The 14,048-nt window shown below is 41.6% G+C and carries 14 protein-coding genes and 2 tRNA genes; 7 read left to right on the top strand and 9 right to left on the bottom strand.

Features of this window, described 5'->3' with window-relative positions; all coding sequences use genetic code 11:
• Window positions 1-154 precede the first annotated feature (154 nt).
• Window positions 155-228: transfer RNA gene (locus tag V7S65_RS18950), tRNA-Pro, on the bottom strand.
• 85 nt (window positions 229-313) lie between these two features.
• Window positions 314-1,192 carry an MBL fold metallo-hydrolase gene (locus tag V7S65_RS18955; protein ID WP_336387912.1) on the bottom strand — a complete coding sequence of 293 codons (879 nt, stop codon included), beginning with the start codon at window positions 1,190-1,192 and terminating at the stop codon, window positions 314-316.
• Between the two features lie 153 nt (window positions 1,193-1,345).
• Between V7S65_RS18955 and V7S65_RS18960 the strand changes: the two genes are divergently transcribed.
• The 4 genes from V7S65_RS18960 (at window position 1,346) to V7S65_RS18975 (ending at window position 4,828) form a co-directional block, all read left to right on the top strand.
• On the top strand, window positions 1,346-1,855 hold the full coding sequence (locus V7S65_RS18960) for a GNAT family N-acetyltransferase (protein WP_336387911.1): 510 nt from the start codon (window positions 1,346-1,348) through the stop codon (window positions 1,853-1,855).
• Between the two features lie 135 nt (window positions 1,856-1,990).
• Window positions 1,991-2,449 carry a nuclear transport factor 2 family protein gene (locus V7S65_RS18965; protein ID WP_336387910.1) on the top strand — a complete coding sequence of 153 codons (459 nt, stop codon included), beginning with the start codon at window positions 1,991-1,993 and terminating at the stop codon, window positions 2,447-2,449.
• A 217-nt stretch (window positions 2,450-2,666) separates the two neighbouring features.
• Window positions 2,667-3,563: a winged helix-turn-helix domain-containing protein gene (locus V7S65_RS18970; RefSeq protein ID WP_336387909.1), complete on the top strand. Its 897-nt coding sequence runs from the start codon at window positions 2,667-2,669 to the stop codon at window positions 3,561-3,563.
• Between the two features lie 281 nt (window positions 3,564-3,844).
• Window positions 3,845-4,828 (top strand): NAD-dependent epimerase/dehydratase family protein, encoded by a 984-nt coding sequence (locus V7S65_RS18975; protein ID WP_111576925.1) that lies wholly within the window; start codon window positions 3,845-3,847, stop codon window positions 4,826-4,828.
• A gap of 105 nt (window positions 4,829-4,933) precedes the next feature.
• Here V7S65_RS18975 and V7S65_RS18980 read toward each other — a convergent pair whose 3' ends face one another.
• The 3 genes from V7S65_RS18980 to V7S65_RS18985 all read right to left on the bottom strand — a co-directional run bounded on the left by V7S65_RS18980 (window position 4,934) and on the right by V7S65_RS18985 (window position 5,907).
• Entirely contained in the window at window positions 4,934-5,476 is a 543-nt protein-coding gene (locus tag V7S65_RS18980; RefSeq protein ID WP_336387908.1) for a hypothetical protein, read from the bottom strand.
• A gap of 132 nt (window positions 5,477-5,608) precedes the next feature.
• Window positions 5,609-5,779 (bottom strand): GIY-YIG nuclease family protein, encoded by a 171-nt coding sequence (locus V7S65_RS32250; protein ID WP_407934864.1) that lies wholly within the window; start codon window positions 5,777-5,779, stop codon window positions 5,609-5,611.
• Between the two features lie 54 nt (window positions 5,780-5,833).
• Window positions 5,834-5,907: transfer RNA gene (locus tag V7S65_RS18985), tRNA-Pro, on the bottom strand.
• Window positions 5,908-6,158: 251 nt separating this feature from the next.
• Here V7S65_RS18985 and V7S65_RS18990 point away from each other — a divergent pair.
• On the top strand, window positions 6,159-6,533 hold the full coding sequence (locus V7S65_RS18990; protein ID WP_336387907.1) for a chromate transporter: 375 nt from the start codon (window positions 6,159-6,161) through the stop codon (window positions 6,531-6,533).
• Window positions 6,534-6,847: 314 nt separating this feature from the next.
• The gene (locus tag V7S65_RS18995; RefSeq protein WP_336387906.1) at window positions 6,848-7,363 is read left to right on the top strand and encodes a cupin domain-containing protein; all 516 of its coding nucleotides are present in this window, start codon (window positions 6,848-6,850) and stop codon (window positions 7,361-7,363) included.
• Between the two features lie 284 nt (window positions 7,364-7,647).
• Here V7S65_RS18995 and V7S65_RS19000 read toward each other — a convergent pair whose 3' ends face one another.
• The 4 genes from V7S65_RS19000 to V7S65_RS19015 all read right to left on the bottom strand — a co-directional run bounded on the left by V7S65_RS19000 (window position 7,648) and on the right by V7S65_RS19015 (window position 11,731).
• Window positions 7,648-8,739, bottom strand: coding sequence for a serine hydrolase domain-containing protein (locus V7S65_RS19000; protein ID WP_336387905.1), 1,092 nt, complete (start codon window positions 8,737-8,739; stop codon window positions 7,648-7,650).
• 622 nt (window positions 8,740-9,361) lie between these two features.
• Window positions 9,362-9,949: an NADPH-dependent F420 reductase gene (locus tag V7S65_RS19005; protein WP_336387904.1), complete on the bottom strand. Its 588-nt coding sequence runs from the start codon at window positions 9,947-9,949 to the stop codon at window positions 9,362-9,364.
• 60 nt (window positions 9,950-10,009) lie between these two features.
• On the bottom strand, window positions 10,010-10,768 hold the full coding sequence (locus V7S65_RS19010) for an SDR family NAD(P)-dependent oxidoreductase (protein ID WP_336387903.1): 759 nt from the start codon (window positions 10,766-10,768) through the stop codon (window positions 10,010-10,012).
• Window positions 10,769-11,143: 375 nt separating this feature from the next.
• A complete protein-coding gene (locus V7S65_RS19015) occupies window positions 11,144-11,731 on the bottom strand; it encodes a Crp/Fnr family transcriptional regulator (protein WP_336387902.1) in 588 nt (195 codons plus the stop codon).
• 1,016 nt (window positions 11,732-12,747) lie between these two features.
• On the opposite strand from V7S65_RS19015, the gene V7S65_RS19020 reads away from it, so the two are divergent.
• Window positions 12,748-14,019, top strand: a complete 1,272-nt coding sequence (locus tag V7S65_RS19020; protein ID WP_336387901.1) for an N-6 DNA methylase — start codon at window positions 12,748-12,750, stop codon at window positions 14,017-14,019.
• Window positions 14,020-14,048 lie beyond the last annotated feature (29 nt).

Below are 14,048 nucleotides of genomic sequence, written 5' to 3' on the forward strand. Positions count from 1 at the left end.
TGTAGAATTCTTTCTTTACAGATTAACTAAACTCTATGCCTAAATTTACACAATCCCCCAACTTTTCAACTTGATCCAAGATTTACTATTCGCAGAGAGTGCGGGAGTTATCTAAAAAGATAAAACCCGCTATTAAAGCGGGTTTTATAATCAGTCGGGGCGGCAGGATTCGAACCTGCGACCTCCTGCTCCCAAAGCAGGCGCGATACCGGGCTACGCTACGCCCCGTCTCCGATGCTGTGTAGCGGGATGCAAATGTAGGAAATAAATATCCACAAAAACAAATCCTTCTGAAAAAAAACAGCAGGAATCTTTATTTATTGACCGGTGTGCCGGAAAGTATATCCCTTACCGTTAGTCCGGGTAACAAACGGAAAACGGGGATACTGATGCCGTATTTATCGCACAGTTGTTTAATGCTCCGGTCGATGAGTTCTGCACTGTACCTTGAGGAGAAATGCCCCAGGATCAGCTGTTTAACGCGGATACGGCTTACCATATCCATTACCTCTTCCAGCTTACTGTGCTTATTTTTGTGGGCTACTATCTTCATATCTCCCTCGCTGGCTAAAAAAGTGGCTTCATGGATCAGGATATCAGATCCGTCCCAGCGTTCCAGGTCCTGCACAGGCGTATCGCCGGAATAACCCACCAGGTTGGTTCTTACCTCTATGGTGGTACTTTCTTTTCCCTGATCCATAATGATTTGCCGGATCGTTTCCGGTGGTAGCGCGGCGAGTTCAGGCTTCACTTTCTGTTTCACCTGCATTACCTTATAGCTCAGGCTCCGGATGATATGCTCACCGGTAGTCACATGTTCATTACGCACAGGAATAACCACTATATCGTCTTTCACCCATATTTCATCACCCGGCGCCACTGCCCGCCATTGGGTACCTGCAATATGAGGATCAAATCTTTTTGAAAATTCTTCCATCGCCGGAAAAGAACTGCTGTCCCTGGGATAACAGATCACCGGCAATCCTGCGCGCGCATTCAGCTGGTTCAGTTGCAACAGGCCGGTTAAATGATCCCTGTCTGCATGAGAAATGAATACATAATTAATCTTCCTGCTTTTTTGCAAAAGCGCTGCCGTTAATCCATCTCCTGCATCCATTAAAATACCCAGTTCTTCGAGGAAGTACCAGGTAGAAAACAAGGCAGTAGAGTAGCCTGATATTGTTAGCTTCATCAGCGGTTCTTAGTTATTCTATAAAGATAGATATATTTCACAGACTCACCACTGCTAAGCACAATAACAAATCTGATATGGTTAAAATAAACAAAACTGAATCTGTTTTATTTACATTTTATAGCTGAATTTTACGGTCTCAATATTTGTTCTATGATGCAGATAATTAACAGCACACCGGAAGATATCGATGTTATTTTTAATCTTTACGAAGCCGGCACGCAACTTCAAAAGAAAATAGCACAGAAACACTGGAAGGGGTTTGACCGGGCATTGATTGAAACAGATATCCGCGAAAAAAGATTGTGGAAAATACTGGAAGATGACCGGATTGCCTGCATCTTTTCTATTACGTTCCAGGATCCGTTTATCTGGAAAGAAAAGGATAAAGACCCGGCCATTTATATTCACCGTATCGCCACCCACCCGGATTTCAGAGGCAACGGCTATGTAAAGCATATTGTACAATGGGCCAGGGAATATGCAGTAAGTATCGGGAAAAACTATATCAGGATGGATACCGGCAGCGGCAATGATAAGCTGAATAACTATTATGTAAGCTGTGGCTTTAATTATCTGGGCATCGTAGCGCCGGTGGCAAGTAACGAATTACCTGCGCATTACAAAGAAGGCACCTCCAGCCTGTTTGAAATAATGCTGTAAATACGGTGGTCGGGGAAGGTAATAGCGTTTCAGCGTACGTGATGAGCTATGTGAATAATTTTATTTAATTTTAGGTTAGATAGATTTCCCCAATAGCTACATCAGACTGTCTCTTTCACTTTTAAATCCCCAAATATGAAACAGATAGCATACCACGTATTCGTAGTAATACTTCTTTCTGCGTTGACATTCAATATTGCCTTAGCCCGGCAAACCGATGAAGCAGTCATAAAGAGCCTGGATAACCTTGAGCGGGAAGCTGTATTAAAAGGCGATACCGCTGCGTTGTTCAATAAGTTCTGGTCGCCCAACATAGTGATAAATACACCGGCAAACAGGGTAGGAACTGTTGAGACTGCAAAGACCAGTTTAAGAGCCGGCAAACTCAATTATGCGTCCTTTGAAAGAGTTATTGAAAAAATAACTTTTACTGAAAACATCGCCATTGTAATGGGCTATGAAGTTATTAAACCCCAGGGAGCAAGCGATCATGCTGGTAAAACTGTTACAAGACGCTACACGAACATCTGGATGACAGGGAAAAATGGCTGGCAGATGGTAGCGCGACAGGCAACTATTATTAAAGTAGAGTAGCTGATTTATGATAGGTACAGACAAGAGCCTTACAGTAAACTGTAAGGCTCTTGTCTAAGTCGGGGCGTGCCACCGGCAGGATAATCAGGTTGTACAGAACTTTTTTTGTCTTTCATGTCATATCAAAGTTGATTCAGTGAAATTACTTTGATATCTTTCTACCTTAGTAATCAGGATTGTAAATAGAAATGTAAACTTGTAAATAAATTTCAATCTTATGCCTGACATCCGAAACCTCCTGTCCGGAAAACGCAGATACCTGTTCGGATTTATATTACTCTCGCTTATCACGGTAATTTTCGTGGCTTTCAGTATGAGCGGCGGTGACGACTTTGATATCGCCAGGAGGGAAGTTTTGCTCCGCAGGATCGGACATGAAGTACTCTTACAGTCGGGCGACAGTACATCAAGAGTGCTCCCGGTAAAAAAGATCGCTGAAAATGAATACCAGATCAGGTTTGAGAAGGATTTCACCTTTCGACCAGACTCCCTGGTGAATACTACCCGCCGCTTGTTGGCCAAAGACCCGCTCGCACGTGACTATGTTGTTAACGTTCTGAATTGTAGTAACTCCAGTGTAGCCTATGGCTACGCTATATCCAAAAACACAAAAGATGACATTATAGCATGCAGGGGCAGAGAGCAACCCAAAGCATGTTACATGATCAATGTTAAATTCAAACCGGCGGGTATAAATACTGCGAAGAATGTATATCTTCTGGGCAGCCTGCCATTTTTAGCATTTGCTGGTTTTGTTTTTTTGAGATCTGTTAAGCCTAAGCCACGGAGAGCCTTACCTAAGAGTCAGGATGCCAGGATATTTACTTTGGGCTCGGTGTTGTTCGATGCAGAGAAGCAGCAGCTGATAATAAATGAAAAGACAATAGAGCTAACCGGAACTGAAACCCGTGTACTGCTCATTTTCGCAATGTCTCCTAACGAGACTATAGAAAGAAGCCGGCTGCAAAAAGAGATATGGGAAGATGAAGGTGTTATTGTGGGGCGCAGTCTGGATATGTTCATATCAAAACTTAGAAAAAAACTGGAATTCGATCCGAATACCAAAATTGTTGTTATACGCGGCAAAGGGTATAAGCTTGAGATTAACACTTAAAAAGAATCTTCCCGCCCAAAACTGATCTTATTTAACAAAGTGATACATCTTACAAACAATTGAATACTTCACTGTTTAGAGTTTTCCTTAACCGTGAATTGCAAATAAAAAAGCCCTGCATCGGCGGTAACAGCGCACGGAGCATACATATTATGCAGGTTATGCAGGAGCCCGGGAAGGGATGCAGTTCTTGTATTTTCAGGGAATACTGGCGGGACAATTGTCCTGCCCGGAGCGGGATTTTTTTCCGATTTTGTAGCATTCCTATAAAAATAGAGAACATGAAAGTTTTGGTAACTGGCAGCGCCGGGCATCTTGGAGAGGCGCTGGTACGCACATTAAGACAACATTCTACTGAAGTAATCGGGTTGGATATCCAGCCGTCTGCATTTACTACTAATGTAGGCTCCATTACGGACCGCTCCTTCGTCAGAGATTGTATGAAAGGGGTAACCACCGTTTTACATGCAGCCACGCTGCATAAGCCCCATGTGGCCACGCATACTATGCAGCAATTCGTAGATACCAATATTACCGGCACACTTAACCTCCTGCAGGAAGCAGTGGCTGCTGGCGTGCAGCGTTTTGTTTTCACCAGCACGACCAGTGTTTTTGGGGATGCATTAGTGCCGCCTCCCGGAGCGCCTGCTGCCTGGATTACGGAGGAAGTGCAGCCACAGCCCAAGAATATTTACGGGGTCACCAAAAAAGCAGCGGAAGACCTTTGCCAGCTCTTCTACAGAAATTTCGGCCTGCCCTGCATAGTACTTCGCACTTCCCGTTTCTTTCCTGAAAAAGACGACGACAAACATATGCGGGAAACCTTTCAGGACGAGAACCTGAAGGCCAACGAGTTTCTGTTTCGCAGGGTAGAGTTGGAAGACGCGGTAAACGCACATTTGCTGGCGGCAGAAAAGGCTTCCTCCATCGGATGGGGCGTTTATATCATCAGCGCTACTACACCGTTCCGCCCGGCAGATCTGCATGACCTGCGCCGCAATGCGCCCGGGGTAGTACTGCGCACCGTACCAGCTTATGCAACAGCGTATAGCCATCGCGGATGGAAAATGCACCAAAGCATAGACCGGGTATATGTAAATGAGAAAGCGAGGAAAGACCTGGGTTGGGAACCTGCATATGATTTCGCTTACGTAGTAGCACGTATAAACACAGGAGGAAGTTTACGCAGCCCGCTTGCCCAATTAACCGGCTCAAAAGGATACCATGCAGAGAGCTTTACGGATGGCCCCTATCCTATCAGCTAATCAGTATCTTCTTTTTTTTCGCCAGCAATTTCATGCTCAATTTCTTCCTTTAAATAAAAGAAGTCCTTAACCTGTTCCTGCACAAAATGGAGGCTCATAATCGTATTAGTTATTGTAACAAGAACATTCCTTTTGAAATTGTTTACAAATAGCCAGAATTTCTTCAGGTGTCTTTTCAAAGTGATTTAACACGACTGTATATCTCTGGTTGGTAATTGGATCCAGGTTGTCTATATTATTACCGGTTATGATAAGATACTTATAGTTCGTTGTGATGGCTCCCCTGTCACCGCCATTATCTCGAATGTGGTACGTAAAGGATTCTATATCGAAGTTGGAGATGTTTTCCCATTTAAGTTTTACAATTGTTGGAAAAGTAAAGCTGCCTCCAGAAGCTACATCTTCTAAAATGCTTCTGCCATAGTATATGACCAGCTCATCTTTTGATAGTTCCATTTTTGATGGCACATCCCATAAATATTTCACTATTCCAATTAAAGGAATGATTAATGAGACTAGAAAAAGCATGGGTAGTAGTGGTGGTGAATCTGAAATTAGAGAAACCAACGCTCCTGTCAATAATATGGCAAAAATGATCAAATCTGCTACATATTTTCCCTTGCGTTCTGCGATGATTATTGTTTCCATACGTTGTTTATAGAAAGGGGAGTAGTTTTGGTAGTAAAACTGTTCTTTAGGTTCTAAGCCTTCAATTGTATTGATAAGATAAAATACGAATTATTCTTTGATGCTAAAAAATTTTGCTATCCATAACCCTGTTTATTGTGGCAAAATTTTCATTGCCAGGTACAAAGAAGAGGAACCCCGTGTCTTTGTACTTGTGGTGGATTTTGCATTATGTTTAAGGAGCCGTGCTGCAACGTCCACCGATTCTCCTACATAATATTGCTTTGTTGTTTCGCTTTGAAGTATGTAAACATAGTGGGGCATATACAAACAATTAAAAAGCCTCACAGTATACTGTGAGGCTTTTAGTTTTCTAAGTCGGGGCGGCAGGATTCGAACCTGCGACCTCCTGCTCCCAAAGCAGGCGCGATACCGGGCTACGCTACGCCCCGAAATCCCTTCTTAGTCCGCTTCTTCAGCATCAACGGTTGCCCTTGTGGCCATACCTTTGCTTCAATTGCGGAGTGCAAATGTAGGAAAATGTTTAACATAAAAACAAATTTTTTTTAGCAAAAAAATGAAAATCTCTCAAAACGCCCCACCACACTACATTACACTACGCCTATTGCGATTCCTAAAAGATTATATTCAGCAGGTTAATGGAGATAGATTTCGCCGCAGCGACTTTACTTTCTGGAAAAACATGAGGCTATTCTTTACACAAACCGCATTTGTAACGGTAGGCGGCTCTTATACCGTGCTGCCTTATGTAGCGCAATACAGCGTTACCAAACTGCACTGGCTCAGTAAATTGCAGATGATCGATGGATTTGCACTGGCGGAAACAACACCCGGCCCGCTCATCATCGTATTATCATTTGTGGGTTTTATGGCCGGTTATAACCATTTTGGCGGCTCTTTATGGATGGGTGCAGCCGGACTACTCGCTACCACTTATTTTACCTTTTTGCCCTGTTTCCTGATGATTTTCGCCGGCGCCCCGCTGATTGAGAAAACGCACGGCATCGAAATCATCGAAGGCATTCCTGGGTTAATTACCGCCGCAGAGTGGGAGTGATACTGAACCTTACTTTATATCTCGGGAAAGTCACATCTTTCCCGGGTGGCGTTTTATTCAGCCATCCGGATATCCTGGCGCCGGTATGGATATCCGTTTCGCTGGTGTTCATGTTGAAGTTCAGGATGAATATCTTATACCTGATCGGGTTAAGCGTGTTGTACGGATTGCTTCATTATTTGTTATACCCTTTAGGGTATAATTTGGGGAATGAAGTGATTTTTATACCCTAAAGGGTATAAATTATAAATATTTGAAGTTAGTATACCATGCTTTATTTTGTAAATTCAGGTAATCATCTTCAAACTGCAAAAATGGAAACAGCAAAGAAACCCGTGATCACCTCAGGCGCCCACCAGGGACAAAGCCTTTCTGTGGCTGGCGGCAACTACCGCATACTTATATCCGGGAAAGAAACGGATAGTGAGTTCGCCACCATCGAAATGCTGGTGCCACCGGGCGGTGGCCCTGGTCCTCATGCCCATGCCGGTTTCCAGGAATCTTTTTATGTAGTGGAAGGTGAGGTGGAAGTGCAGTCGGAAGACGGTATCTATACCGCAGGGCAAGGCGCATATATTGTAATCCCCAAGGGTGGTATTGTGCATGGTTTCAAGAACAAGTCCGGCAACATGGCGAAGTTGCTGTGCGTAGTAGTCCCTTCCGGCCTTGAAGAAATGTTCCTGGAACTTGGAGTACCCGTTGCCGAAGGCGAGTTTTTGCCACCACCGGTAATAGACGATGCTATGAAGAAAAAAATGCAAGATCTTGCTGAAAAGTATGGACAAAAGATGTATCCGCCCGATTACTTTACCAAATCTGCGAAGGAGTAATTACCCGCAACTTGATAACTTCGGAGCGCTTTTTCAGGGGGCATAGTGTATAGGGAGTGTATGGGAAGTGTATCATGAGTGTATGGTGAGTGTATGGTGAGTGTATGGGAACAGTATAGGGACTGTATAGGGACTGTATGGGGACTATATAGGGAATACGACACATAGACGAGTCCTAAGTATCTGAGAAGTATCCGGGAAGTATCCAAGAAGTATTATCTCAACACGTAGTATTTCCTATTATATACCAGTTAATTCCAATCTGTTAGCAATGAGCACCGCCTCTATCGCTTGCGTTTCCATAACTCATCCAACACCAATGCCGCTATATCTCCGGTTATTTTCGTTGGAGAATTACAATCGCAGTTACTCATTCCTATCACATAAATATCTTCCCCGGGGATATAGATTGCCATTGTTTTAAATCCAAATATACTACCACCATGCTCTCTGTCTGGCATACCTTTTATCTCTCTGAGGTGCCAGCCATATCCATAGGTAAATTCTTCTCCATTATCTAATTTATACCTGGTAAATGCTTTTTTTGTTTCTTCCGCATTGAGCAGCAGATGTTGGTTTAAAGCATTCTGCCACTTCAGCATATCACCGGTGGTTGACATCAACGAACCCGATGAAAAAGGAACACTAAAACTGATCATCGTTTTATTTACATACCCGTATGCTTTCTTATGGTATCCGTAGGCTCTTTTCGGGATAACTTGTTTGTCGCTGCAATAGTAAGATTGACTCATTCCTACCTTATCAAAAATATATTTTTGGATAAAATCTTTATATGTCTCTCCCGAAACCAATTCTATAATATATCCCAACAACACGTAACCCGAATTATTGTATTCAAACTTCTCGCCCGGTGCAAAATCTGCCGGTTCATTTTTAAAAAAGCCAACCATCATTTCAGGACTCATATCCTTTTGCGCAATCGTTGAAAGAGATTTCATGCTGGTAAAATCTTTGATCCCTGAAGTATGCGTCAGCAAATGATGTATCGTTATTTTATTTCCTGCAGGGTAATCTGTTATGTATTTGGAGATGGGATCCTTTACATTTAATTTACCCTGCTCTTCCAGCATTAGTATAGCTATAGCAGTAAATTGCTTTGTCATGGAGCCTAACTGGAATACATTTTCAGGAGTCAGGTTCACATCCGACTCCAGGTTAGCTTTGCCTACCGCTTTCTGATAAATTGCTTTCCCGTTTTGAGCAACCATGAATACACCACCAGGACCATCTTTATCATTGAACAGGGTTAGGATCAAACTATCCATCTTCGCGTCAAGGCTTTGTGCAGCAACAATACCTGGTGAAGTACAGATTATCAGCGATAGTAACAATAGGGCATACTTTATTCTAATCATCTTATTGAAGGAGTTTTGCTAAGTATTTGCTGGATCGATGTGTCCGGGATTTCCTTAAAATTACGCGAATGAGTCAGATGGTCTATGCAAATGTTACGTAAGCGGAAGTATTTGGGATGAAAAGGCATTAACATCATCCGGACCTTATTAAAAAAAACACACGCATTAGCATAAGTTTCGTTGAGATTTTCCGCGGGCAGGAAAAAAAATTAAGTAAGATAGATAGCGGCCGTCAACTACCCCCGGATCAGAAAAAATAATGGAAAATATAACAGGCATTGCCTGTATTGCAAAGGGGGTTTGACTGGTTACTTTCTTAAATAATTTGCTGAACGACACCGGTGAAATAGACCTTGCCGCATCCCGGCCATAGTCCATAATAATCCGATCTCAAAACAAAAAAGGCCTCCAGATTATCCATCTGAAGACCTTTAATATTTTGCTAAACGTTGCCGCTTTTTTGCGGGCTGCAAGGAACAGTTTTCAAACCTTTTCTGTGGATGATTTAGATAAAAACATTAGTCCAACTGTGACTGAATATCCGTTCAAATCCCGCGACGTAATTTCAATTTTAAGAAAGATACTGATTTTCTATTTCCTGTTCTGAAAAGCCCGTGTGCACTTAAAGCTTAATAAAATTCTGACTGCTTAACGGCCAATTAAACTGCTGTAATCTGCCACCGGCTGCAAGCGTGCCGAGGTCGATGGGCGCAAAGCCGATTTCACTGACAATTCCGCTCACGATGGCCTTCGCATCTTTATCATCGCCGGAAATAAAAAGAACCCTCTTTCCGTTTCCAACAAACGGATCTGCGGCAAGTATTTTGGCAGAGAGGGTATTCATCGCTTTAACGACCTTCGCGCCCGGTAAATAATTTTGCACAACTTCAGTTGATGCCAGGCCGCCATCCTCAATTCCGGCACCGGATTCCAGACGATTGGTGGCGTCGATCACGATCTTTCCGTTCCAGTCCGTGAGTTCAGTAAGATCCTTGACCTTAATCCAGGGTACTGCTACCAGGATAATATCCGCTGCGGCAGCTTCAGCTGCTGTTACAGCTTTTGCGCCGGGTCCCAGTTGTGAGACAATATCGGTAAGGGTTTCAGGTCCCTTACTGTTACTGATCAGGACCTGAAAATCATTGGCCAAAAATCGGGTAGCTGCTGCTTTGCCGATATGCCCTGCTCCAAGGATACCTATTAGTTTCATAGTTTTATTCTTAATAAAAGTATTATATGATATTGAGTTTCATTTTGGGGGATTACGATTTTAAAAACCGTACATACCACCCGACACGGAAATTTGCTCACCGGTGATCCAGGCTGCATCATCTGAAGCCAGAAATACTGCTGCTTTCGCAATATCGGCGGGCTGGCCTCTACGACCAAGCGGTGTTTTTTCAACAAACATCTTTTCATACTCACTGCCGGCAGTGACGCCCGCGCTGGCTGCGCCTTCCGTGTCCGTAGCGCCCGGCAAAATAGAATTGATACGAACGTTTTTAATACCTAACTCCTTAGATAAAGCAATCGTGAAGGCATCCAGTGCCGCTTTAGTTGAAGAGTATAATGAGGCATTTTGAAGAGGGTATTTACTTGCACCCGAACTGATATTGATGATGTTTCCGCCCTTATCGCCGAAAAGTTTCAGCGCTGCCTGAATTGTTAATATAGGCCCTAATACATTTACATTGAAACTTTTACGAAATTCGTCTGCTGAAATTTGTTCAATAGGCGCATACCCCTGATATACCGCGTTATTTACTAAAATATCCAGCGTGCCGAAAGCATGCTCAGTTTCTTTAAACAACCTGATCACATCTGCTTCGTTCGATACATCGGCCTTTACCGCAATGGCGCTGCCACCATTATCGGTTATCGCTTTAACCACTTTGTCCGCTCCTTCTTTACTGGAAGCATAATTTACAACAACCTTTGCGCCTGCCGCAGCAAAATGTTTGGCAATAGCTGCACCTATTCCTTTGGAAGCACCGGTAACTACCGCTACCTTGTTTTCTAATTTACTCATGATTTCTATTATTAATTATATTCAAGTCCTACGGTTTTTCCGTTCTGAATTACACTCCAAAATTGGTGCATCTTAACGAACTGCCAGCTGACACAGATCATTAAATACACACGATAAATGTCAGGTTGAAGTGATGACTTAAATCAAGAAAATATGGTAACTGCTTATAAAACACCCATTTAATGCAGTGATTAGAGATCAAAATGCGCAAATAACGAATTGGACTCTCTGGCAGAAGCAGGAGACAATTACCTTTGCAAATCCAGACATTGATCAGTCGGATGCATTTATATCAGGTGGGAGAGAATATGCCCGGGCGATTCATTTTAGCAGGCCTGTTTGTAATGATAGCGAAGCCTGAAATTGCCAAAGGGTCTACTTTAAAGCGTTTTTCTTTATCCTGCTTAAAGTTTCAGAAGATAAACCAAGATAAGAAGCAATCATATTTTGCGGAAACCGCTGCAGAAAATGAGGATAATTGCTGACCAATTCCTCGTAACGTTCTTCAGCCGAATAGTTAATAGCCTGCATTCTTTTCTGGGCTGCAATGGTGTTGTTTTGACTGATTATGTTCGACATCGCTGAAAAGGCAGGAATCTTCTTAAGAAACTCTTCAATTTCCGCGTTGGTTGATTGCAGTATCTCCAATTCCTCCAGTGCCTCAATATTAAAGCGGCTTGGCGTTAATAGATAAAAGCTTTCAAAATCAGTCAGCCACCAATTTTCCACGGACAATTTCAGTATATGTTCATGTCCTTTTTCATCTACCGTAAAGGTCCTGGCGGACCCTTTTACAATAAACCCAATATACTTGCATACGTCCCCTTCCTGTAAAAAATATTGCCGCTTTCGGAGTTTCCTGGCTTTGAAATGTGTCGTCAATAAATCCTTATCATCTTCTGATAGAAGTTGGCCTGATATTTTTTGAATGTAATCGAAAAACGCTTCAAAATTGGACATCATTTCAAGTCTAAAATTATGCGTAATTTACTCAAGCTTCTGCTAAAAGACTAAAATATATTTTATGCCTTCCCGGCATACCTCCTTAAATGCTTGCGGAACTTGTAGACTGATATTGAGCGCCTTCATTATTATTACCAGCAATAGCCTATGAATTGGAAAATTACTTCCAGGAAGCTAGTAAAGATCGGGGTAAACAATTAAAGCGCCAGAAGGATTGAGAATATTGAAGAGAGGTATTACGTAATGAGCGAAATGACGGGTGAAACCTTCAAAAAATTCCAGTCTCGGTTTCAGGAAGAGAGGCATCAGATAGTTACCAATCTTCATAATTGTTCTCTCAGCATTTCGAACATCAAAGAAAGCATATTTGAAATAGTTCATTTACTACAAAATTCAATACAGTATGGACTTGCAGTAATAGACGAAAATGAAAATGCGACAAGCCATCTTAGTGATAACTTGTCGCATTCTGCGGAGAGTAGGCTACAGATTTCGAACCGATTTGCGGCTGATTTAGGTAAGATTAAGGAGTTTTTGAAGAAATATGACATTGGGATATCTAACAAGGCTTAAATTGTTAGGGTAATTAATGGATTGATAGTCAGCGAATAAGGTTGCTTAATCCTAGTTTGGTATTAATTTGTCGATACGGAGTTTAATGTCGGCAATGTGTGGAATATTAGCTTTACACAAAGTGCTTCAATAAAGAACCTCACAATGAGGAAGTAACAATAGACTCTAAAGCCTATTTTCGTACAATCGATAATATAAACAGAGTTTATATTAAATCGAGGTATATCAATTGGGGTTCTACCAACATTTTTTTGATGGAAAATTCGATAGACAGACTCTAGGTAGGGCTTCCTTTCAGTGTGACTAGAATATGCCCACTAGGTCATTGATATCAAAAGTCGAATAAAATCATTATCTTGAAATCATGTGATAAATCTTTATAACAAAAGGTTAAATTTGTCTATTTATTTTTATTAAATGATGTCTAAATATAGCTAATTCTCATGGAAAAGTATAGTTCCTTTATAGAGTCACTAAAGGAAGTATTGAAATTTGATATCAGCTCTCCTTCTTCCGAATGGAGGGAAACGGCATTTCACTGTGTAGATGGATTAGCTGGTTCAGAGTTAAGAAGGCTGGTTCCCCTTCAAACGAGAAAAGAGAACGGTGCATTTTTTACTGACAGCAAGCTTGCAACTCAAGTATTAAATGCTTTACAGCCTGAATTTGATGCCAATTCCTTCGTTTATGATCCGGCATGCGGAGCTGGGAATTTGCTCATAGCAGCAGCAGAATTTATAATTGAATCGGGAATCTCATTGAAGCTGAAGAAACAATTGCTTGGTACTGATATTCATCAAGAATTTGTTGATGCATCTCGGCTTCGTCTTAAAATAAGGGAAGTGCTGCTAACTTGTGAGCCACAAGTTAATAATAAGAAAGACGTCGAATACAAAATTTCACTTAGAAATGGATTAGAATTTAATAACTACTATAAATTAGCAACACACATTTTTGTAAACCCTCCATTCAATAAAATAGTTTATAATGGAGAGCTTAACTGGGCAGGAGGTAGTGTTTCAAACGCAGCATTATTTATAGATAAAATAATAGAAAATACAAATCCTGGAGTTTGCATAATTGCCATTTTACCCGATGTTCTCCGAAGTGGATCGCGCTATGCGAAATGGAGAAAAATGGTCAATGAAACATGTGAAATACAAAAAATAGAACTACTCGGTAAATTTGATGATTTTGCAGATGTTGATGTTTTCGCTATAAAAATGCTCAAAAGGGGAAAAAGAGCCACAAATGGTTTTGAGGAATTCCTTCCTGGTAATGACGCTCCTCAAAAAACGGTCGCGAGTATGTTTAATATATGTGTTGGACGAGTTGTAGACTATAGAGACCCAAAGAAAGGACCACTTTTAGGTTACGTTGTAAGTAAGGGGTTAAGAGGATGGGGAGAGGAAAATTGCATTACATTCAAGAGAAAACATTTAGGTTTAGCATTCATCAGCCCGTTTGTTGTAATAAAAAGAACTTCAAGACTCGGTGACTCTCATCGAGCAATAGCAACAATTATAAATGACTCAAATCCAGTATTTGTGGACAATCATTTAATAGTTCTACAGCCTAAGTCTGGAAAATTAGCTGATTGTAGGAAAATTCTTAAAACTCTTAAAAGCGATAAGACTGACGAGTGGATTAACAACCAAATTCGATGCAGGCACCTAACTGTTAAGGTTGTTTCGAATATTCCAATAATCCCCTAAATTCTAAAGTTACTTTTCACATAAAAATG

This window comes from Chitinophaga sp. CCNWYY40 (assembly GCF_037483205.1).
In the GTDB taxonomy this organism is placed as follows: Bacteria; Bacteroidota; Bacteroidia; order Chitinophagales; family Chitinophagaceae; genus Chitinophaga; species Chitinophaga ginsengisegetis.

Coding starts and splice junctions, on each gene's coding strand:
- V7S65_RS18955 (WP_336387912.1), bottom strand. CDS start 1,192: ATGAAGCTAACAATATCAGGCTACTCTACTGCCTTGTTTTCTACCTGG.
- V7S65_RS18960 (WP_336387911.1), top strand. CDS start 1,346: ATGATGCAGATAATTAACAGCACACCGGAAGATATCGATGTTATTTTT.
- V7S65_RS18965 (WP_336387910.1), top strand. CDS start 1,991: ATGAAACAGATAGCATACCACGTATTCGTAGTAATACTTCTTTCTGCG.
- V7S65_RS18970 (WP_336387909.1), top strand. CDS start 2,667: ATGCCTGACATCCGAAACCTCCTGTCCGGAAAACGCAGATACCTGTTC.
- V7S65_RS18975 (WP_111576925.1), top strand. CDS start 3,845: ATGAAAGTTTTGGTAACTGGCAGCGCCGGGCATCTTGGAGAGGCGCTG.
- V7S65_RS18980 (WP_336387908.1), bottom strand. CDS start 5,476: ATGGAAACAATAATCATCGCAGAACGCAAGGGAAAATATGTAGCAGAT.
- V7S65_RS32250 (WP_407934864.1), bottom strand. CDS start 5,779: ATGCCCCACTATGTTTACATACTTCAAAGCGAAACAACAAAGCAATAT.
- V7S65_RS18990 (WP_336387907.1), top strand. CDS start 6,159: ATGAGGCTATTCTTTACACAAACCGCATTTGTAACGGTAGGCGGCTCT.
- V7S65_RS18995 (WP_336387906.1), top strand. CDS start 6,848: ATGGAAACAGCAAAGAAACCCGTGATCACCTCAGGCGCCCACCAGGGA.
- V7S65_RS19000 (WP_336387905.1), bottom strand. CDS start 8,739: ATGATTAGAATAAAGTATGCCCTATTGTTACTATCGCTGATAATCTGT.
- V7S65_RS19005 (WP_336387904.1), bottom strand. CDS start 9,949: ATGAAACTAATAGGTATCCTTGGAGCAGGGCATATCGGCAAAGCAGCA.
- V7S65_RS19010 (WP_336387903.1), bottom strand. CDS start 10,768: ATGAGTAAATTAGAAAACAAGGTAGCGGTAGTTACCGGTGCTTCCAAA.
- V7S65_RS19015 (WP_336387902.1), bottom strand. CDS start 11,731: ATGATGTCCAATTTTGAAGCGTTTTTCGATTACATTCAAAAAATATCA.
- V7S65_RS19020 (WP_336387901.1), top strand. CDS start 12,748: ATGGAAAAGTATAGTTCCTTTATAGAGTCACTAAAGGAAGTATTGAAA.